Here is a 20618-nt window from a genome sequence, read left to right as displayed (position 1 = left end):
GCTCTTTCAGCACCAGGTAATAAACTGAAAATGAAACATATCTTGCTTAGCGCAGGCTTGCTTCTGGCTGTCTGCGGTTCCGCTTATGCGGGCAATAGCAGCGGGCAAATTAACGCCAAGCTAACCATTCTGCCTTCATGCGGCATTGAGCCTCAACACGGCCAATATCAGATGAAGTGCAACGTCGCTTCCGTCCTTCAGCCTAAAATAACCGAATCCCCCATTCTGACGGAGCAGATAACCCCGTCATCAGCCACAACGGAAAGCGACATGGGCGCGCGCCTGATTACGGTTGAGTGGTAAACCTGAGTCAGCGAACATCAGGCCGCTTACCGATGCACAAAACGCGAGGCGCGCGCTAAATTTCGGCTAGCCACCGTAATATGCGCCTGACAGACCGCCAGTAATAGATCGACTATCTGCGTGCCCGCATGACCATATCCACCGATAACCAATATCCGTTTAATTTGCGCCTCCTATCGTTCACCCTCGCTATCTGTAATGACAGTATGCGTCATCGACAAATACAAAAAACCCGCGCAGCCACTCAGATTGCACGGGTTTTATCTTTTCTGACGGGTAAAGGCGTTATCAGATGCTGAAAGAAGAACCACAGCCACAGGTTGTCTTGGCGTTCGGGTTGGTTACAATAAAACGCGAACCTTCCAGCCCCTCGGTATAATCGACCGAACCGCCCACCAGATATTGCAGGCTCATGGGATCAACTACCAGGGCGACGCCCTGCTTCTCAATGGTCATATCGCCTTCGTTGATCTGATCGTCAAAAGTAAAACCATACTGGAAGCCGCTACAACCGCCCCCGGTAATATAAACCCGCAGTTTCAGCTCGGGGTTTTCTTCATCAGCAATCAGGAGTTTCACCTTTTTCGCCGCCGCATCCGTAAATTGCAGAGGCACTGCTACAGCTACATCGTCGCTCATATTTTTACTCCCAACTCGATTCTCATCGGGTGATACTCTTTTCACCCAATTATACGCCTATTATCCAATAGCGGATTAAAACGTTCAATATTTGACGTCAATTGATGCCTGGCTCCACGCATTATGCAGCCACGATAGCGGTTCCGCCAGCCATCTCACCGGTTGATCGGGTTCGATCTCAGTACAATGATTTCATAACCGTGGTCAGTTGATTAGAATGGCATTACTTTCCACGACAAACGCAAAGTCAGGACCCTTTAATGAATAAATCTGAAAGTCTGTACGCGGCGGCGCAGCAACTCATTCCGGGCGGCGTGAATTCGCCAGTCCGTGCGTTTAACGGCGTGGGCGGCGTTCCGCTGTTTATCGAACGGGCAGACGGTGCCTATCTTTACGATGCCGATGGCAAATCCTACATTGATTACGTTGGCTCCTGGGGGCCGATGATATTGGGACATAACCACCCGGCCATTCGTCAGGCGGTCATCGCCGCCGCCGAACGTGGATTGAGTTTTGGCGCGCCAACGGAGATGGAAGTCCAGATGGCGCGACTGGTGACCTCGCTGGTGCCGACCATGGATATGGTGCGCATGGTCAACTCCGGGACAGAAGCGACCATGAGCGCGATCCGGCTGGCGCGCGGTTTTACCGGACGCGACAAAATCATCAAATTCGAAGGCTGCTATCACGGACATGCAGACTGTCTGCTGGTGAAAGCCGGTTCCGGCGCCCTGACGCTGGGTCAGCCGAATTCACCCGGCGTACCGGCGGATTTCGCCCGCCACACGCTGACCTGCACCTACAACGATCTGGCCTCGGTGCGTTCCGCCTTTGAACAATACCCGGAGGAGATAGCCACCGTTATCGTCGAACCCGTCGCCGGCAATATGAACTGCGTGCCGCCGCTGCCGGAATTCCTGCCGGGGCTGCGGGCGCTGTGCGACGAATTCGGCGCCTTATTGATCATTGATGAAGTGATGACCGGATTTCGCGTTGCGCTGGCGGGCGCACAGGCTCACTACGGCGTGGTGCCTGATTTGACCTGTCTGGGTAAAATTATCGGCGGCGGCATGCCGGTCGGCGCATTCGGCGGCAAACGAGAAGTGATGCAGGCGCTGGCGCCAACCGGCCCGGTTTATCAGGCGGGAACGCTCTCCGGTAACCCGATTGCGATGGCTGCCGGGTTTGCCTGCCTGACGGAAGTGGCCAAACCCGGCGTACACCAAAAGCTCACCGAGCTGACCGAACAGCTTACCGCCGGGCTGTCGGCGGCGGCGAAAGCGGCCAATATTCCGTTGGTGATCAATCAGGCCGGAGGAATGTTTGGGCTATTCTTCACCGATGCCGGGCGCGTCACCTGCTATCAGGAAGTCATGACGAGCGACGTAGACCGTTTCAAGCGCTTCTTCCACATGATGCTGGAAGAAGGCGTTTACCTGGCGCCTTCCGCCTTCGAAGCCGGTTTTATGTCTCTGGCCCACAGCCAGCAGGATATTGAGCGCACTATCGAGGCGGCGCGCCGCAGTTTCGCTCAATTATAAGCGCATCAGGATCGCGCATCGCGAAGGTTGTAGCGAGCGACTAACTTTCGCTGCCCGGCGCAATGCCGCTCATTTCACAGGCCAGCGCGCCTGCGCGCTTAAGCGCGTAGGTGTAGCGCTCATCAAAGGGATAACAGCAGGAGAGACGAATCGCATGTTGACAGCGGTCGCTCAGGGTATAGAGCGCTCCGGGCGTCACACAGATTTTCTCCTGTAACAGGCGATGAAACAGCGCCACGCCGTCGACGTTACCCGGCATCTCCAACCAGAAGACAAAGCCGCCCTGCGGTTGCGTGGCGCGGGTGCCTTGCGGAAAATGGCGGGCGATCAGTCCGCGGGCCTCATCCAACTGGGCGGCATAGCGGCGGCGTATCGAGCGCAGATGGTGGTCGTAGCCGCCTGATTCCAAAAATTGCGCCAGCGTCTCCGACAGCAGGGTAGACTCCGCCATTGACGACACCGCTTTTAACCGCGCCACCGTCGCGCTAAAGCGCCCGGCGGCCATCCAGCCGATACGAAAATCCGGCGCCAGCGTTTTCGTAAAACTGGAACAGTAAATCACCCAGCCATCACGATCGAACGCCTTAACCGCTGGAGAAAGCGGCCAGCTAAACTGTAGTTCGCCATACAAACCGTCTTCTATCAGCGGAACCTGATAATCGTTAACCAATTTCGCCAGCCGCTTTTTATCTTCCAACGTCATGTTGCAACCCAGTGGATTTTGTACATTGGGCATGGCGACGATCGCCTGCAGCCGTTGCTCTGAAAGCAGCAGTTCCAATGCATCCAATGAAAGCCCGCGTTGCGGGCTGGTCGGAATCTCCAGCGTTTTCAGTCCCAGACTGGCCAACAGAGGAAACAGATAAAAGTAGGTTGGCGTCTCCAGCCCCACGCAATCACCCGGCTGGGTCACGGCTCGTAATGCCAGTTGCAATGCCTCCATGCAGCCATGGGTTACCGTGATATCGCCGCCGCTCAACGCCATGCCGGACTCCATCGCCCGCCGCGCCACCTCGCGCCGCAGCCGCTCACTGCCCGGCGGCAAAGCATAGCGGCCAATCATGTCCGGCTGACGGCGCAATAGCGAGGCGGTAATACGGCCGAGCTTCGCGGCGGGGTAAAAATCGCTATTTTGTGGGCAAGCGAGCGAAATGTTGAGGTAGTCGGGATGATTTTGCGCGGCGAAAACCGAATCAATCAGATCTAATTTATCGCTGCTTGGCGAGATGACCTGCGCACGGTGCTGCCAGGTTTTCGTCAACGGCGGCAAACGTCCACGCACAAAATAGCCTGATTGCGGGCGGGCTTCGATCAAACCGCGATCCTCAAGAATGCGCCAGGCATTCAGCACGGTATTCACACTCACCTGATGCGATCCCGCTACGCGGCGGATGGCGGGCAAACGACTTCCCGGCAACCAGGTCCCCTGGTGGATCGCCGTGGCAAAGGTTTCAGCCAACTGCTGATAAAGCGTGCTTTCTTGTGGGTCGATACTGGACACAATCACCTCGCCAATCGATGGGTACAATTAAAACTTCACTGTAACTGTGCTCATTACAATAGTATTTATCTGTAACTGTTACCATATCTTTATTCCACTTATTATGGCGTTCTCATTCAGCATTAAAGGAAAACGCCATGCTCGATCCCTCTTTTCTCAGCTATGTCACCGTCATGTCGATTACCCCCGGCCCCAACAACCTGCTGCTGGCGACCTCCGGTGTTAATTTCGGCATACGGCGTACGCTGCCCATGCTATTGGGAATTATGTTTGGCTGCGCGGTGCAAACGGCGCTGATGGGCGTGGCGCTGGAGCTGTTGCTGAGCTGGATGAGCGCGGTAAGAGTGCCGCTCACCGTGCTGGGATGCGGCTATCTGCTGTGGCTTTCCTGGAAAATTATGCGAGCATCCGCACCGGAGTTACGCGCTAAAAGCCAGCCGATGACCCTGCTTCAGGGCGCGCTGTTCCAGGCGGTCAACCCCAAAGCCTGGTTGATGGCCAGCAACGTGGCGCTGCTCTATACCGCCAGCAGCGGCATTCTCACCATCATGTTCGCCTTTATGGCGCTAAACCTACCATGCATTCTGGTATGGGCGGCATTTGGCGACCTAATCGGCAAGCACCTTCAAGCCCCCTGGAAACTGCGGTTGTTCAACGGCATCATGGCGCTGTCGCTGGTGATCACCGCCCTCTGGATGCTGCTGGAGGCGGTTGGCATTCCCGCATAATGCATTGCGATTCAACCATCATTTTTCAGCATCAGATGAGAAAGGTGAAAGGATTTGCCATCTGGAAATCAGATGAAATTATCCCCCGAACAAGCGGGGGATAATAGAGTTTGATGACAAACCCATTGTGATGAGATCGAGATACCCGGAGCGACCACGGGGGTGAGGCGAGTAATAACAGGCTTTGTCAGCAGTCTGAATAAGAGGAAGAGTTACTGACCGAACATTTCCTTGATCCAGTCCGCCACGCCGTCGCCATTTTGTTGTTGCTCTGGCTGAGCCGGTTGCGCCGGTCTGGTCTGACACAATGCCTGCGGATTATCCGTCCATATCGGTAAAGTTCGCCCGGCGCTGCTGCCGTTACAGACAAAATTGCCGCTGGCGTCCACGGTCATGGCCGTGATGCCTTCTGGCGGCGTCAGCATCAGCGGCAGCGGCGTCTGGTTTTCCAGATAGCGGCGATAGATGGTCAATGCGCCATTCGCCCCGGTCAGTTTTGCCGGCCCGTTGTTGTCGCGCCCCACCCAACTTATCGCCACTTCCTTGCCGTCCACGCCGGCAAACCAGCTGTCGCGCAGATCGTTGGTGGTGCCGGTTTTCGCCGCCAGGTGATAATTCGGGAATTTGACCGCCAGCGAGCGTGAAGTCCCCCGCGCCACCACCTGCTGCATGCCGTACAACGTCAGGTAGGCAGCCTGGGCGGGAACGGCGCGTTCAGCCTGCGGGAAGCTCTGGAACAACACGGTGCCGTCTTCGGCAATCACCGAACGTAAAGACGATAACGGCGCACGATTTCCGCCGCTGGCTATCGTCTGGTATTCCTGCGCCACTTCCATTGGCGTCAGGCTGATCGCCCCCAGCAGCATTGATGGCACGGGTTCGATAACGTTCGCCGGAATTCCCAAACTCTTCAACGTCGCCGTAACCTGATCCAACCCGACGGCCAGCCCCAGGTTCACCGTCGGCACGTTAAGCGAGTTCGCCAACGCATCGACCAACATGACGCGCCCGCGGAATTGGCGATCGTAGTTTTTCGGCTGCCACAGTTGGCCGTTGGGCTGCTTCAGCGACAGCGGTTCATCCGCCAACCAGGTATTCAGACGGTAGGTGTCAGGCTGGCTCAGCGCCGCCAGATAGGTAGGCGGCTTGGCCAGCGACCCCACAGGACGGCGCGCCTGCAAGGCGCGGTTGAATCCGGCGTATTGCGTCTGCGATCCCCCGACCATGGCGCGGATCTCGCCGCTGAAACGGTCGACGATCACCATCGCCGCCTCCAGATCGTCAACGCCGCGCGCGGCCCTTAACGCCGGAATCCCATCCTCTACCGCCTTCTCCGCCGCATCCTGCGATACCGGATCAAGCGTGGTGAAAATCTTCACGCCGGACAGATCGCTGACTTTATCTCCCAGCCTTTGCTGTAGCTCCTGACGAACCAGTTGCATAAACGCCGGCTGAGGACTGATCACCCCGCCTTTGGGTTGAACGCCCAACGGACGCGCGCTCAGCATGTTATACAGATCGGCGTCGATAACCTGCTGATTCTGCAGTAAGCGCAATACCAGATTGCGGCGCTCCAGCGTAATTTTAGGATTACGCCACGGATTATACAGCGACGCGCCTTTCACCATGCCCACCAGCAGCGCCTGCTGATCGAGACTGAGCTCATTCACCGGACGGCCAAAATAGTAGAGGCTGGCCAACGGAAATCCGCGGATCTGATCGCTGCCGCTCTGACCGAGGTACACTTCGTTAAGGTACAGTTCCAGAATGCGATCTTTGCTATAGCGATAATCCATGATCAGCGCCATATAAGCCTCGTTCGCTTTACGCCACAGGGAACGCTCATTGGTGAGGAACAGGTTTTTAACCAACTGTTGCGTCAGCGTACTCCCGCCCTGGATCGCGCGGCCGGCGGTGATATTGGCTAAAAATGCGCGCCCGATCGAATACAGGCTGATGCCGTCATGCTCGTAGAAATGGCGATCTTCGGTGGCGATCAACGTATCCACCAGCAGATCGGGAAATCCGGCTCGCGGCACAAACAACCGCTGTTCGCCATTCGGCGACTGCATCATGGTGATTAACTTCGGATCGAGACGGAAGAAACCAAAATTACGCTGATTATCCAGATTCTGGATCTGCGACAGACGCTCGTTGCTGAACGTCAGGCGAGCATGAATCTGTCCTTCTTTGCCATCAGGAAAATCGAAGGGCCGCCGCAGCATTTCAATGCCGTTGCCGCGTACGCTGAACTCGCCGGGACGGGTAATGCGGCTAACCTGACGATACTGCATCCCTTCCAGCAGGCTGATCATCTCTTTCTGGTTATAAGGCATCCCGGGCTCAAGATTGAGCATTCGTCCGTACACCGCCGCCGGCAGCTGCCACACCTTGCCTTCGATACGGGCACGAATCTGACTGTCGAGATACACGCCATACATCGCCAGCAGCACGGCAAAAATCAGGGCCAGTTTGATGAAGAGTCCCAGCCAACGCCGTTTCTTGCGCGGTTTGTTCGTCATAGCGTCCTCATCATCATAGCCATCATCATCATCGTCATCAAAATCATCCTGATAATCTTCATAATCATCATCATAGTCGTCATCCCTGCGGCGCCGTACTTCCTGCCTGCGAGCAGGTTTACGTCTCGACGTTTTTCCCTTACGTCCAATAGGTTCGCGGTCATCCCGAGACATGCTTGTTACTTCTCCGTCAGGTTGTAACGGCCCTTTTGCTTTACGCTCAAGGCGCCTACTCTGTTTCCAGCGCCTTCTTCAAGGAAGAGGAAACATCTGAAATTAATGATTCTGATATTTCTTGGTGCGCCGTGTCGGAACCGTATTCGCCGGATCGTCCGGCCAGACATGTTTGGGATAACGCCCTTTCATCTCTTTTTGTACCTCACGGTAAGCGCCCTGCCAAAAAGCAGCCAGGTCTTGCGTAATCTGCAAAGGCCGCTGAGCCGGCGACAACAGCTCCAGCACCAAGGCGACGCGCCCTTCCGCCAACATCGGGCTTTGACGTTCGCCAAACATTTCCTGCATCCGCACCGCCAGCACTGGCGGCTTATCCTCATAATAGGTTATCGCCAGACGACTGCCGCCCGGCACCGTGTAATGACTGGGCAACGCCCTATCCAGCCGCTGACGTAAAGGCCAATCCAGCAAGCGCATTAACGCCTCAACCAGATCGATCTGGCGCAACGCACGCAAATCCCTCACGCCGGACAAAGACGGCTGTAACCACTGCTCCAGCGTCGCCAGCAGGGTTTCTTCATCCACCGGCGGCCAGTTTACCTCGGGCAGCCACTGGCGGGCGCACCGCAGCCGAACGCGCAGTTGTTGCGCCGCCGGGCTCCAATTCAGCGCAGCAAGTCCTTGTTCCCGCAGCCAGGCCAACATCGCCAGCTGTAACTCCTCATCGGAGGGTTTGCTTAACGGACGGGAACGTAACGTCAGGCATCCGATCTGGCTACGTTTGCTGGCGCGCAGAGTACCTTTTTCTTCGTCCCAGTGCACCACGTTATGTTCGCTAATCAAGTCGGGCAACTGCTGTTCCAAACGCGCAATATCCAGCGGCAACGCCAGTAAAATTCGCGCATCGGCATTATGACTGTTCTGCAATAAAGCGGGAACCAATAACCAATCGGCGCCGGACAGCGCTTCATCCGCCGGCATCATCGCTCCGGCGCCGTTTGCCAACTGGTAGCGGCCATCCTGACTGCGCCGTCGGGCGATACGATCGGCAAACCCCTGAGCAAGCAGCCAGACAGCCCATCCTTCATCAATACGGCCTGATTCCGGTGACAAACGGCGAGTAAGCTGCCGTGACCGCCGCAGCCAGTGCGCCAGCGGGCGATGCAGCCAATCCAGCAGATTTATCGATCCGCCGCGAGGCGGCTCTTCCAATATCGCCGCCAGACACCCCGCCGTGGCCAACGCATCGTTACTCTGCCGTGCCGCGGCCGTCAGCATGGCCGCCAGCCGCGGATCGCAGCCTAATGCGGCGATTTTCCGCCCCTCGGACGTCAACATGCCCCGCGCGTCGGTAATGCGTAATTGATGCAAGAGTTGACGGGCCGCCCGCAGCGCGGGCATCGGCGGCGGATCCAGCCAGATTAACTGATCGGCGTCCGTACAGCCCCACTGCAACAGATCCAGCCAAAAACTGCCGAGATCGCTGTTAAGTATTTCAGCATCGCTTTGCGCCGCGGCGCGTTCCGCCTGTTCACGAGAACATAAATGCCAGCAGACGCCGGCGCTCAATCGGCCGGCGCGTCCGGCACGCTGCACCATTGACGCCTGACTGATGCGCTGCGTAACCAGCCGGGTTAAACCGCTTTTGACGTCAAAGCGCGTGGTCCGCTCCAGACCGCTATCCACCACGAGCCGGATCCCTTCGATAGTCAAACTGGTTTCGGCAATGTTGGTCGCCAGCACCACCTTACGCCGCCCCTTATCCGACGGCAGAATAGCTTTCTGTTGTTCCGCCAGCGTCAGCGCGCCATATAAAGGGCACAGATCCACGTCACCCGCCACGCTGTCCGCCAGCAAAGCATTTACCCGCTTGATTTCGGCGACGCCGGGCAAAAACAGCAACAGCGATCCGGGCTGCTCGGCTAATAAACGCATTACCTGACGGGCGACGCCCTCTTCCAGCCGTTCCTGACTATTCAAAGGATAATAGTCACGTTCAACCGGGTAACTGCGCCCTTCCGATACCACCGTCGTCGCATCGGGAAGCCGCGTGGCAAGCCGGCTGTTATCCAGCGTGGCGGACATAATCAGGAGCTTTAAATCGTCGCGCAGCCCGTGCTGAACGTCCAGCAACAGCGCCAGCGCCAGATCGGCCTGTAGACTGCGTTCGTGAAACTCATCCAGCACAACCAGCGCGACGCCCTTCAGTTCGGCATCCTGTTGCAGCATGCGCGTCAAAATACCTTCGGTGACGACCTCCAGACGGGTTGCCGCGCCGACGCGGCTTTCCAGGCGCATCCGATAGCCAATCGTCTGCCCTGGTTCTTCTCCTAACTGCTGCGCCAGACGCCAGGCCACGCTTTTTACCGCCAGCCGGCGAGGTTCCAGCATGATAATCTTTCCGTCCAGTTTCCCCTGACGGAGCAGTTGCAACGGCAGCCAGGTTGATTTCCCCGCACCGGTCGGCGCATTCAACAAAACCTGAGACGACATGTGCAACGCGGTTATCACATCACCCAGGACGGCACTGACGGGCGGTAAAATCACAGAAATCTCCGTAAAGGTTAACTTTCACTGGCAGGCATTGTAGCATCGGATGGAACCAGAACTTAAGAGAGCGACATGCACCCGACCCGACGCCTGTTTTTTGCCTTATCGCTGCCAGAAAACGTCCAGCAGGAGATCGTCCGCTGGCGCGCCGACCACTTTCCGCCGGAAGCCGGCCGACCGGTTGCGGCCGCCAATCTTCATCTGACGCTGGCTTTTCTTGGCGAGGTCAGCGCACAAAAAGAGCAGGCGCTGCGCACGCTGGCGGGACGGATCGGCCAACCCGGATTTACGCTAAATCTGAATGACGCGGGCCAATGGCCGCGTCCTGGCGTCGTGTGGATGGGTTGTCGGCAGGCGTCCCGCGGGTTACTGCAATTGGCCGATCTATTGCGCTCTCAGGCGGCTCGCAACGGCTGTCATCAGAGCGCGCAGCCGTTCCACCCGCACATCACTCTGTTGCGAGGCGCCACCCGGCCTGTCGCCTTGCCTCCCGCTGATTTCAACTGGTCGATTCCCATACGCCATTTCTCCCTGTACCAGTCGCTGTTTGAAAATGGCAGGACTCGCTATCAGGCCATAGCAAGCTGGCCGCTGACGAAACAAAAATAGGATACCGATGCAATATATGCCCCGCTTACAGCCGGCAAGGTTAATTAAACGTTACAAACGTTTTCTTGCCGACGTGGTGACGCCAGAAGGAAAAGAACTCACGATTCATTGCGCCAATACCGGCGCCATGACCGGTTGTGCAACACCCGGCGATACGGTCTGGTACTCCACCTCCGACAACCCCAAACGTAAATATCCGCATAGTTGGGAACTGACCGAGACACAGCAGAACGACTGGATTTGTGTGAATACTCTGCGTGCCAACACACTTTTGCACGAAGCATTGATTGACAATCGGATAGAATCGTTAGCAAGTTATACGTCTTGCAAAACCGAAATGAAGTACGGTTCGGAAAACAGCCGGATAGACTTGTTATTACAGGCGCCAGGCAGGATTAACTGCTATATTGAGGTGAAATCTGTTACATTATTGCAACAAGGACAGGGCTATTTTCCCGATGCGATTACCCTGCGGGGGCAAAAGCATCTGCGGGAACTGCAACAGGTCGTCGCCAACGGTGAGCGGGCAGTGCTGTTTTTCGCGGTATTGCATTCGGGTATCAAACAGGTTTCCCCCGCACGGCATATTGACCCGCGTTATGCTGAATTATTCATCGCGGCGCAGCAACGGGGGGTTGAAGTTTTATGTTATGGCGCCAAATTATCTCCCGATGGCATCAAGCTTACGGATCGGTTGCCGTTACTAATATAGCGATAAATAGATAAATAAAGTGACCATGCAATAGCACGCTAACACATTGTTTATCATCTGATGATAATACGTTGTTCCTCACACTTTATCAGGCCGGTGTCAGGAACCATTGCCAACCCAATCTTCATCTGTTATTTATAGCGGCCTGTTTTCCCCCTTAGGGGGTCGATATACCCAATATATTGGATTTGCAGTAAAGCAAAACGAGTGAATCCGATGCGCCTACACAGGTAGGTTAGTCGGATAAATGAGGAGCGCTAAACAACGCTGTAACTTCGAGTAAGACGGGTATAGTGCGTGTCGTGTTATGTAGGAGAAGCAACATGCAAGAAGGGCAAAACCGTAAGACATCTTCTCTGAGCATTCTCGCAATTGCCGGAGTAGAGCCGTACCAGGAGAAGCCGGGCGAAGAGTATATGAACGCCGCTCAGCTGGCTCATTTCAAGCGTATTCTTGAAGCATGGCGCAACCAACTCAGGGATGAAGTGGATCGTACTGTATCGCATATGCGTGATGAAGCAGCCAATTTTCCCGATCCGGTGGATCGTGCAGCTCAGGAAGAAGAGTTCAGCCTCGAACTGCGCAACCGCGATCGTGAACGTAAGCTGATCAAGAAGATCGCCAAAACGTTGCAAAAAATCGAAGATGAAGACTTCGGTTATTGCGAATCCTGCGGCGTAGAGATTGGCATCCGTCGTCTGGAAGCCCGTCCAACAGCTGATTTGTGTATTGACTGCAAGACCCTGGCGGAAATACGCGAAAAGCAGATGGCAGGATAATCACTCATCCTAACAGTCTATCCCTGCGGACAAGACCATCGCGCCCAGGGATAGATACTGCGGGAATGATTCCCGCTTAATTGTTTACCGGCCCGCAAAAGGGCGAATTATTGAGAGCGGCCAGCATACCTGCGGCTTGTAAAATGCCGGGTATCGCGGCGTTGTTCTTAACTTTATGTCTAAAACAGATTATTACACCGGTCGCTTTGCCCCATCCCCGTCTGGCGATCTGCACTTCGGTTCACTGATTGCCGCGCTCGGCAGTTATCTGCAAGCTCGTGCCCGTCATGGGCGTTGGCTGGTTCGTATTGAAGATATCGATCCTCCTCGTGAAATTCCCGGCGCCGCCACGCGAATTCTCTCCCAGTTAGAGCACTATGGCCTTTATTGGGACGGCGAAGTGACCTATCAGTCACAGCGCCATGCGCGGTATCAAGAGGTACTCCACTGGATCGCTCGACAAGGACTGAGCTACTATTGCACCTGTCCCCGTAGCCGTATCCAGCAGATCGGCGGCCGATATGACGGCCACTGCCGGGATCGTAATCTGCCAGCGGAAAATGCCGCGATCCGCATACGACAGACCACGCCGGTCTTCCGCTTCCATGATGAGCTAAGTGGCGAGATTCATGCGGATCCGGCATTAGCGAGCGAAGATTTTATTATTCATCGTCGCGACGGGCTGTTTGCCTATAATCTGGCCGTGGTCGTCGACGATCATGAACAGAACGTCACGGAGATTGTGCGCGGAGCGGATCTGATAGAACCCACGGTGCGACAAATTTCGTTATATCGCCAGTTGGGCTATAACGAACCCGCTTATATCCATCTGCCGCTGGTGCTGAATGCGGACGGGCATAAACTCTCCAAACAAAATCACGCCCCGTCGTTGCCGAATAGCGATCCGCGTCCGGTATTGATCGCCGCATTAGAGTTTCTGCGTCAGCCATTGCCTGAAAGCTGGCAAGACTTAACGCTCCCGGCATTACTTGAGTGGTCTGTCGCGCATTGGTCGCTTTCGTCAATCCCCCGGCAAGCGGCAAAAATCGGCCGTCGATCACATCAGCATTCTCAAACTGAGCCTGGTGAGCTATGATTAGCCGCTATTTTTTTATAGCGCGCCGCCCTTGCGGGCCGTCGCTGGGAGCGACGTCAAAAACTTCTCCCAAAAGTTTTTTGTTGTGTCTTTAAATTATTCATCACTATCGAGGTGTATTATCTTTACCCGAGTCGCTAATTTTTGCCGTAAAGTACTGAATCGTGAGAACGAAACGGTCGAAACCGAGGAACCGCGTCAACATCTGACCGTGATCCCGCGTGACCAACATAATATTTCACGCAGTGATATCAGTGATAACGCACTGAAAGTACTTTATCGCCTGAGTAAAGCGGGCTTTGATGCTTATCTGGTCGGCGGCGGTGTTCGTGACCTGCTGTTGGGCAAAAAGCCGAAAGATTTTGATATCACCACCAACGCCACTCCCGATCAGGTACGTAAACTATTCCGCAACTGCCGTCTGGTCGGCCGTCGTTTCCGTTTGGCCCACGTCATGTTTGGGCCGGAAGTGATCGAAGTCGCCACTTTCCGCGGACATCACGATCAGCATCTGGAGCAGCAAGAAGCGAAGAACTCGGCCCAGCAGGCCCAGAGCGGCATGCTGTTGCGTGATAATATTTTTGGTTCCATCGAGGAAGACGCGCAACGCCGCGATTTCTCTATCAATAGCCTCTATTACAGCATTTCCGATTTCACCGTACGGGACTACACCGACGGCCTGAACGATCTGCGTCAGGGGGTTATTCGCATGATCGGCGACCCGGAAACCCGCTACCGCGAAGATCCTGTGCGCATGCTGCGCGCCGTTCGCTTCGCCGCCAAACTGGGTATGACCATCAGCCGCGAAACCGCCGAACCGATTCCCCGGCTTGCCGCCTTGCTACACGATATCCCGGCGGCGCGGATGTTTGAAGAGTCGCTGAAGCTGCTGCAGACCGGTTACGGTCATCCGACTTACAAGATGCTGTGTGAATACCAGCTATTCCAGCCGCTGTTCCCGTTAATCAGCGGTAACTTTACCGAAGCCGGCGACACGACGCTGGAACGAATGGTCGAGCAGGTGTTAAAGAACACCGATCAACGTCTGCAAAACAATATGCGGGTTAACCCGGCTTTCCTGTTCTCAGCCATGCTGTGGTATCCGTTGATTGAACATGCGCAAAAGCTGGCGCAAGAAAGCGGTCTGGCCTATTTTGATGCGTTCTCACTGGCGATGAATGACATTCTGGATGAGCAATGCCGTTCGCTGGCCATCCCCAAACGCATTACCTCATTAGTTCGCGATATCTGGCAATTGCAACTGCGCCTGTCACGGCGTCAGGGTAAACGCGCCTACAAACTGATGGAACATCCAAAATTCCGGGCGGCCTATGATTTGCTCTGCCTGCGCGCCGAAATAGAGAATCATCAGGAGCTATTGCGTCTGGCGCAATGGTGGGGAGAGTTCCAGGTCGCGCCGCCGCCGCGTCAGCAGACCATGCTGAATTCGCTGAACGACGGCCCGACGCCCCACCGCCGCTCCCGTCCGCGCCGCCCACGCAAGCCAGCCGCCGCTCGCAGAGAAAATGCCTGATGACACGCGTGTATCTGGCGTTGGGCAGCAATCTCGCGTCCCCGCTGCAGCAGGCGCGAGCGGCCCTGAACGCGCTGGATGCCGTGCCGCAAACCCGTTTGGTCCGCTGTTCATCCTTTTATCGTAGCCGGCCGCTGGGCCCGCAGGATCAGCCCGATTACCTGAACGCCGTGGCGGAACTGGAGAGCGCCCTGGGCGTTGAACAACTGTTGGATCATACGCAAGCCATTGAGCGGGAACAGGGGCGGGAGCGTAAAGCGCATCGTTGGGGCCCCCGCACGCTGGATCTGGATATCCTGTTATTCGGCAACGCGGTCATCAACACACCGCGACTGATCATTCCCCACTACGATATGAAAAACCGCGAATTTATGCTCTATCCACTGGCGGAGATCGCTCCCGAACTGGTTTTACCCGATGGCGAGCCGCTTTCGCGCCTTCTGACGCACATCGACCGCAACGGCTTAACCCTTTGGGATAACGACAGCGTCGGCTGACCTAAGTGTTGATCCAAGTGAGCGTTTGATCGCTATCGCTGTCCGTTCGCATCCATTAGAATGATCCACCTTACTTCTTCGCCCTATTGATTGATTTAGGAAGGCTGTCATGAAACCGACGACCCTATCCCACTTGCGCCAATGGAAACAAGAGCAGCGGAAGTTCGCCTCAATTACCGCTTACGACGCCAGCTTTGCCCGTTTATTTTTTGAACAAGGCATCCGGGTGATGCTGATTGGCGACTCACTGGGTATGACACTACAAGGGCACGACTCCACCCTGCCCGTAACCATCAATGATGTGGTTTACCACACACAGTGCGTCCGCCGCGGCGCGCCGCTTGCCTTGCTCCTTTCCGACATGCCGTTCATGAGCTATTCCACGCCGGAACACGCATTCGGCCAGGCGGCGGAACTGATGCGCGCAGGCGCAAACATGGTGAAACTGGAAGGAGGGAGTTGGCTGGCGCCAACCGTGCGGATGCTGACGGAACGCGCCGTTCCCGTGTGCGGTCATTTAGGTCTGACGCCGCAGTCCGTCAATATTTTCGGCGGTTATAAAGTCCAGGGCCGGGATGAAGCCGCAGCCAATCAACTCTTCGATGATGCCAGGGCCATAGAACAGGCCGGGGCGCAGCTGCTGGTGCTGGAATGCGTGCCAGTGGCGTTGGCGAAACGCATCACTGAAGCCCTCTCTATTCCGGTTATCGGTATCGGCGCAGGCAACGTTACCGATGGGCAAATTCTGGTCATGCATGACGCATTTGGCATCACGGGTGAAAAGACGCCCAAATTTGCCAAGAATTTTTTGGCGCAAAGCGGCGACATCCGCGCGGCCGCGCGTCTTTATGTGCAGGAAGTTGAACAAGGTACTTATCCAGCCGAAGAACATTCTTTCCATTAAAATATCCAATAGGTTTCGAGTTGCATCAAGGCGGCAACCGAATGAATCCCCAGGAGCTTACTCAAGTAAGTGACTGGGGCGAGTAAGGGAAGCCAACGCAGATGCAGCTTGAAAGATGAAGGATATATGTGCTGCTTTCGTTAAGGAGTGTAGACGTGTTGATTATTGAAACCCCTCTACTGCTGCGTCGTGAAATCCGTCGCTGGCGCCAGGAGGGGAAACGTATCGCCCTGGTTCCCACGATGGGTAATTTACACGATGGGCATATGAGGTTGGTTGATGAAGCCAGGGCACGCGCTGATATCGTGGTTGTCAGTATTTTCGTCAACCCGATGCAGTTTGAACGACCGGACGATCTGACCCACTATCCACGAACGTTGCAGGAAGACTGTGAGAAGCTGACTCGGCGCGAGGTCGATCTGGTTTTCGCGCCAAGTCCGGATGCGATATACCCGAACGGGCTGGAAGAGCAAACGTTTGTCGAAGTTCCCGGTCTTTCTTATATGCTGGAAGGCGCCAGCCGTCCCGGTCATTTCCGGGGCGTCGCGACCATTGTGAGCAAGCTGTTTAACATGGTACAGCCCGACCTGGCCTGCTTTGGCGAAAAAGATTATCAACAGTTGGCGCTAATCCGCCAGCTCGTCAGCGATATGGGTTATGACATCAGCATTATCGGCGTACCGATTGTACGCGCGAAAGACGGGCTGGCTCTCAGTTCCCGCAATGGTTATCTCAGCGCCGAACAGCGCCAGATCGCGCCGCGGCTAAACCGAATCATGGCGACCGTTGTGGCGCAGTTGGCGGATGGCAATCGTCAGTTGGATGAATTACTGGCTCAGACCGAAGAGCAACTGAAACAAGCCGGATTCACGCCGGACGAGCTATTTATTCGCGACGCCGAAACGCTGCTGCCGTTGACGACGGAGAGTTCCCGAGCGGTGGTATTAATGGCCGCCTGGTTGGGTAAGGCGCGTTTAATTGATAACCAGCAGGTCGATTTGACCGTATGACCCGAGGTAACAAACAATGATACGTACCATGTTGCAGGGCAAACTACATCGGGTAAAAGTGACCCAGGCTGATTTGCACTATGAAGGATCTTGCGCCATCGATCGGGACTTTATGGATGCGGCGGGCATACTGGAATACGAAGCGATTGATATCTATAACGTGGATAACGGTCAACGCTTCTCAACCTACGCCATCGCCGGCGAGCGTGGCTCGCGGATTATTTCGGTAAACGGCGCCGCCGCGCGCTGCGCCTGCGTGGGCGACAAGCTGATTATCTGTTCTTACGTGCAGATGTCCGACGAACAGGCGAGAGAGCATCACCCTAAAATCGCTTATTTCTCCGACGACAACGAGCTCCAGCGCCAGGCCAAGGCCATTCCGGTGCAGGTGGCCTAAATGGCTGAGGCCCATTGATTAAAAACAGATGCCCGCCTGCGCGCTGAGGAATCCCCACAAAAATACCTTGTTAATATTTTACATTTAACATGCTGATATTAAACATATATTCAGTACTTAAACCGTTCGTCTCACGGCGTAAGAAATTACGCTGAGGTGAACGACCCCGCGAATGAGCAGCATGGATGCTGCTCAAGCCAGTGCCGCGTCGGGAACGCGTCACTGGCGGTTCGGAAAAGGGGACGGCCGCCGAAGGAACCGCGTCAGCGGCGTGATTTCAGCCACAAGCCCGGGTCCGGAGGGTGGTGGCGTTTGAACCACCCTGCGTCGGGCGCGTGCAACGACGTGGCATGAAAAAGCCTTTCTTTTCGCGCACGAAATATTCTTCGATATGACATATTCCGATTTATGGGGAGCCTTCAGCGCCTGCGCGGGCATGACGCATTTGTAGATTAGGGCATATTTGCCAACAACCGAATCAGCTTCTCAGCCCGCGACCGTGCTCAATCAGCCACCATGCCATGATGTAAAACACCACGATAAAAGCGATCAACACGGCCATGGTAAATGCCAGCGGGACATCCTGAATGCCAAGAAAACCGTAGCGGAAGCCGCTGATCATATACACGATGGGGTTAAGTTTTGATATCGCCTGCCAGAGCGGTGGCAATAGCGTCAGCGAATAGAACACCCCGCCAAGATAGGTTAACGGCGTTAGCACGAAGGTCGGGATCAGGCTGATGTCATCGAAACTTTTGGCAAAAACCGCATTCAGCAACCCCGCCAGTGAGAACAATACCGCCGTCAGCACCAACGTTAAAATAATCATCCACCAGGCATGAACATGCAGCGGCACAAAAAACAGCGACACCGCCGTTACCAGCACCCCGACGCAAATGCCGCGCGCAACGCCGCCGCCGACATAACCGGCAATCACCACATGCGTAGGCACCGGCGCCACCAGCAACTCTTCAATATTGCGCTGAAATTTCGCGCTGAAAAAGGAAGAGGCCACGTTCGCATAGGCATTGGTAATCACCGACATCATGATCAGCCCAGGAACGATAAACTGCATATAATCAAAACCATGCATATCGCCAATACGCGAACCAATCAGATTACCGAAGATAATGAAATACAACGTCATCGTGATAACCGGCGGCACCAGCGTCTGTATCCAGATCCGGCCAAAACGATTTATCTCTTTAATCCACAGACTCTGCAACGCCACCCAATACAAACGCATCATGCTTTTTCTCCATAACCATTAACCAGGGTGACAAACAGCTCTTCCAACCGGTTAGCCTTGTTGCGCATACTTAGCACCTGAATCCCCTGCGCGCTGAGCTGACTGAATACCCCGTTCAACCCCTGCTCACGCATGACCTCGACTTCCAGCGTCGAGGTATCCAGCAAACGATGTTTATAACCATCAAGCTTCGGCAACGGACTCTTGATGGCCAGGTCGAAAATAAAGGTTTCTGATTTAAGTTTGGAAAGCAGGTGCTTCATGGAGGTATTTTCCACCAGTTCGCCATTCTGGATAATCCCGATGTTACGGCACAGCATCTCCGCTTCTTCCAGATAGTGGGTGGTCAAAATAATCGTGGTTCCCTGCGCATTGAGTTCTTTCAGAAATCCCCACATGGAGCGGCGCAGTTCGATATCCACGCCGGCGGTGGGTTCATCAAGGATCAGTAATTTAGGCTCATGCATCAGCGCGCGGGCAATCATCAGACGGCGCTTCATGCCGCCGGATAACATCCGGGCGCGTTCGTCGCGTTTTCCCCATAAATCCAGCTGTTTCAGGTATTTTTCCGCCCGTTGCAGGGCATCATGACGTTTTACGCCGTAGTAACCCGCCTGATTGACCACGATCTGCAATACGGTTTCAAACGGATTAAAGTTGAACTCTTGCGGGACCAGCCCTAATTGACGCTTCGCATTGACCACATCCTGCTCAAGATCGTAACCAAATACCCGAACTTTGCCGGCGGTTTTATTGACCAGCGAGCTGATGATACCGATCGTGGTGGACTTCCCTGCGCCGTTCGGTCCTAACAGCGCATAGAAATCGCCGGCCTCAACGCGCAGATCGATGCCACGCAGCGCCTTGACTCCTCCTGAGTAGGTTTTGGTTAACTGCGCCAGTTCCAGTGCATATGTCATAAGAAATGTGTTGCCTTATTATCAGTCAGTTCTACAGATTAGATTCTATACCCTAAATAATTCGAGTTGCAGGACAAAGCGCATGGCGTTTTGAACGCTGCTTGCAGCGACCCCGAAGGGGCGAAGCCCAGGGAAGGGCTGAGTAATAAGTGCAGCCAACGCCGCAGCTTGAAGTGTGACGAGTATAAAACTATCGTTTTAAAAACGATGAATGTTGTCTTATATTACCTCCCACTGCTCCTTGTTTGTTACAGGTCATTTACTTTCATGAAAGAAATTGAAACGCTCATCGCCAATAACCAACGCTGGTCGACAACGATGGTGGAAGAAGATCCTGGTTATTTTGAACGACTGGCGCAGGCACAACGCCCCCGCTTTTTGTGGATTGGATGCTCAGACAGCCGTGTACCGGCAGAAAGCCTGACCAGCCTTGAACCGGGCGAATTGTTTGTTCACCGTAATGTCGCCAACCTGGTTATTCATACCGACCTGAATTGTCTTTCCGTGGTGCAATATGCCGTTGAAGTGTTAGAGGTCGAACATATCATCATCTGCGGCCACTATGGCTGTGGCGGCGTCCAGGCCGCGGTAGAAAACCCCGAGCTGGGCTTAATCAACAACTGGCTGCTGCACATCCGTGATTTGTGGTACAAGCATAGTTCGCTGCTGGGGGAATTGCCTCCCGAACAGCGGTTGAATACGTTGTGTGAAATCAACGTGGTCGAACAGGTTTATAACCTCGGCCATTCCACCGTGATGCAGTCGGCCTGGAAACGCGGCCAGAAGGTGACAATCCATGGATGGGTTTATGGTATTCAGGACGGACGATTGCGCGATCTGGAAATCAGCGCCACCAGCCGGGAGACGCTGGAGCAACGCTATCGTCGGGCCATGTCTTCCCTTTCCTGACCACCAATAACGACGCCCGGTGCAGGGCGTCATCAGCGGCATCG

At 55.0% G+C, this 20618-nt stretch carries 19 protein-coding genes; 13 read left to right on the top strand and 6 right to left on the bottom strand.

Going from position 1 to position 20618, the window contains the following annotated elements:
• Positions 1-30: 30 nt before the first annotated feature.
• Entirely contained in the window at positions 31-303 is a 273-nt protein-coding gene (locus ACN28R_RS01760) for a hypothetical protein (protein ID WP_095833394.1), read from the top strand.
• Between the two features lie 288 nt (positions 304-591).
• Here ACN28R_RS01760 and erpA read toward each other — a convergent pair whose 3' ends face one another.
• On the bottom strand, positions 592-942 hold the full coding sequence (gene erpA / locus ACN28R_RS01755; protein ID WP_048637809.1) for an iron-sulfur cluster insertion protein ErpA: 351 nt from the start codon (positions 940-942) through the stop codon (positions 592-594).
• A 260-nt stretch (positions 943-1202) separates the two neighbouring features.
• Between erpA and hemL the strand changes: the two genes are divergently transcribed.
• Positions 1203-2483 carry a glutamate-1-semialdehyde 2,1-aminomutase gene (gene hemL / locus ACN28R_RS01750; protein WP_048637808.1) on the top strand — a complete coding sequence of 427 codons (1281 nt, stop codon included), beginning with the start codon at positions 1203-1205 and terminating at the stop codon, positions 2481-2483.
• Positions 2484-2523: 40 nt separating this feature from the next.
• Here hemL and ACN28R_RS01745 read toward each other — a convergent pair whose 3' ends face one another.
• Positions 2524-3984, bottom strand: coding sequence for an aminotransferase-like domain-containing protein (locus ACN28R_RS01745; protein ID WP_095835699.1), 1461 nt, complete (start codon positions 3982-3984; stop codon positions 2524-2526).
• Between the two features lie 137 nt (positions 3985-4121).
• On the opposite strand from ACN28R_RS01745, the gene ACN28R_RS01740 reads away from it, so the two are divergent.
• The gene (locus ACN28R_RS01740) at positions 4122-4712 is read left to right on the top strand and encodes a LysE family translocator (RefSeq protein ID WP_048637807.1); all 591 of its coding nucleotides are present in this window, start codon (positions 4122-4124) and stop codon (positions 4710-4712) included.
• A gap of 212 nt (positions 4713-4924) precedes the next feature.
• Here the strand turns inward: ACN28R_RS01740 and mrcB are convergent, their stop codons facing one another.
• Positions 4925-7408 carry a bifunctional glycosyl transferase/transpeptidase gene (gene mrcB / locus ACN28R_RS01735; protein WP_095833393.1) on the bottom strand — a complete coding sequence of 828 codons (2484 nt, stop codon included), beginning with the start codon at positions 7406-7408 and terminating at the stop codon, positions 4925-4927.
• Between the two features lie 102 nt (positions 7409-7510).
• On the bottom strand, positions 7511-9955 hold the full coding sequence (gene hrpB / locus ACN28R_RS01730) for an ATP-dependent helicase HrpB (protein WP_095833392.1): 2445 nt from the start codon (positions 9953-9955) through the stop codon (positions 7511-7513).
• Positions 9956-10030: 75 nt separating this feature from the next.
• Here hrpB and thpR point away from each other — a divergent pair, with 75 nt between their 5' ends.
• From thpR to panD, 9 genes are all read left to right on the top strand, one after another.
• Positions 10031-10567 (top strand): RNA 2',3'-cyclic phosphodiesterase, encoded by a 537-nt coding sequence (gene thpR, locus ACN28R_RS01725; protein WP_048637804.1) that lies wholly within the window; start codon positions 10031-10033, stop codon positions 10565-10567.
• A 7-nt stretch (positions 10568-10574) separates the two neighbouring features.
• Positions 10575-11279, top strand: coding sequence for a DNA/RNA nuclease SfsA (gene sfsA / locus ACN28R_RS01720; RefSeq protein ID WP_095833391.1), 705 nt, complete (start codon positions 10575-10577; stop codon positions 11277-11279).
• Between the two features lie 323 nt (positions 11280-11602).
• Positions 11603-12058: an RNA polymerase-binding protein DksA gene (dksA, locus tag ACN28R_RS01715; protein WP_048637802.1), complete on the top strand. Its 456-nt coding sequence runs from the start codon at positions 11603-11605 to the stop codon at positions 12056-12058.
• A 175-nt stretch (positions 12059-12233) separates the two neighbouring features.
• Positions 12234-13154, top strand: a complete 921-nt coding sequence (gene gluQRS, locus ACN28R_RS01710) for a tRNA glutamyl-Q(34) synthetase GluQRS (RefSeq protein WP_095833390.1) — start codon at positions 12234-12236, stop codon at positions 13152-13154.
• A 121-nt stretch (positions 13155-13275) separates the two neighbouring features.
• Positions 13276-14688, top strand: coding sequence for a polynucleotide adenylyltransferase PcnB (pcnB, locus tag ACN28R_RS01705; RefSeq protein WP_220701772.1), 1413 nt, complete (start codon positions 13276-13278; stop codon positions 14686-14688).
• Positions 14688-15185: a 2-amino-4-hydroxy-6-hydroxymethyldihydropteridine diphosphokinase gene (folK, locus tag ACN28R_RS01700; protein WP_095833388.1), complete on the top strand. Its 498-nt coding sequence runs from the start codon at positions 14688-14690 to the stop codon at positions 15183-15185. The genes pcnB and folK overlap by 1 nt, the downstream gene beginning before the upstream one ends.
• Positions 15186-15294: 109 nt before the next feature.
• On the top strand, positions 15295-16089 hold the full coding sequence (panB, locus tag ACN28R_RS01695) for a 3-methyl-2-oxobutanoate hydroxymethyltransferase (protein WP_048637799.1): 795 nt from the start codon (positions 15295-15297) through the stop codon (positions 16087-16089).
• Positions 16090-16244: 155 nt separating this feature from the next.
• Entirely contained in the window at positions 16245-17099 is an 855-nt protein-coding gene (gene panC / locus ACN28R_RS01690) for a pantoate--beta-alanine ligase (RefSeq protein ID WP_095833387.1), read from the top strand.
• Positions 17100-17115: 16 nt separating this feature from the next.
• Entirely contained in the window at positions 17116-17496 is a 381-nt protein-coding gene (panD, locus tag ACN28R_RS01685; protein WP_048637797.1) for an aspartate 1-decarboxylase, read from the top strand.
• A 478-nt stretch (positions 17497-17974) separates the two neighbouring features.
• On the opposite strand, the gene ACN28R_RS01680 is transcribed toward panD, so the two are convergent.
• Together ACN28R_RS01680 and ACN28R_RS01675 are read right to left on the bottom strand one after the other, a co-directional pair.
• Positions 17975-18745 (bottom strand): ABC transporter permease, encoded by a 771-nt coding sequence (locus ACN28R_RS01680; RefSeq protein WP_048637796.1) that lies wholly within the window; start codon positions 18743-18745, stop codon positions 17975-17977.
• Complete coding sequence (locus ACN28R_RS01675; RefSeq protein ID WP_095833386.1) at positions 18742-19665, bottom strand: ABC transporter ATP-binding protein; 924 nt, start codon at positions 19663-19665, stop codon at positions 18742-18744. The genes ACN28R_RS01680 and ACN28R_RS01675 overlap by 4 nt, the downstream gene beginning before the upstream one ends.
• A 267-nt stretch (positions 19666-19932) precedes the next feature.
• Here ACN28R_RS01675 and can point away from each other — a divergent pair, with 267 nt between their 5' ends.
• A complete protein-coding gene (can, locus tag ACN28R_RS01670; RefSeq protein ID WP_048637794.1) occupies positions 19933-20574 on the top strand; it encodes a carbonate dehydratase in 642 nt (213 codons plus the stop codon).
• Positions 20575-20618: the final 44 nt, after the last annotated feature.

Source organism: Brenneria goodwinii (assembly GCF_002291445.1).
Lineage (GTDB): Bacteria > Pseudomonadota > Gammaproteobacteria > Enterobacterales > Enterobacteriaceae > Brenneria > Brenneria goodwinii.
Note: the sequence above shows the minus strand (reverse complement) of the source record. Positions and strands in the feature narration are given on the sequence as shown.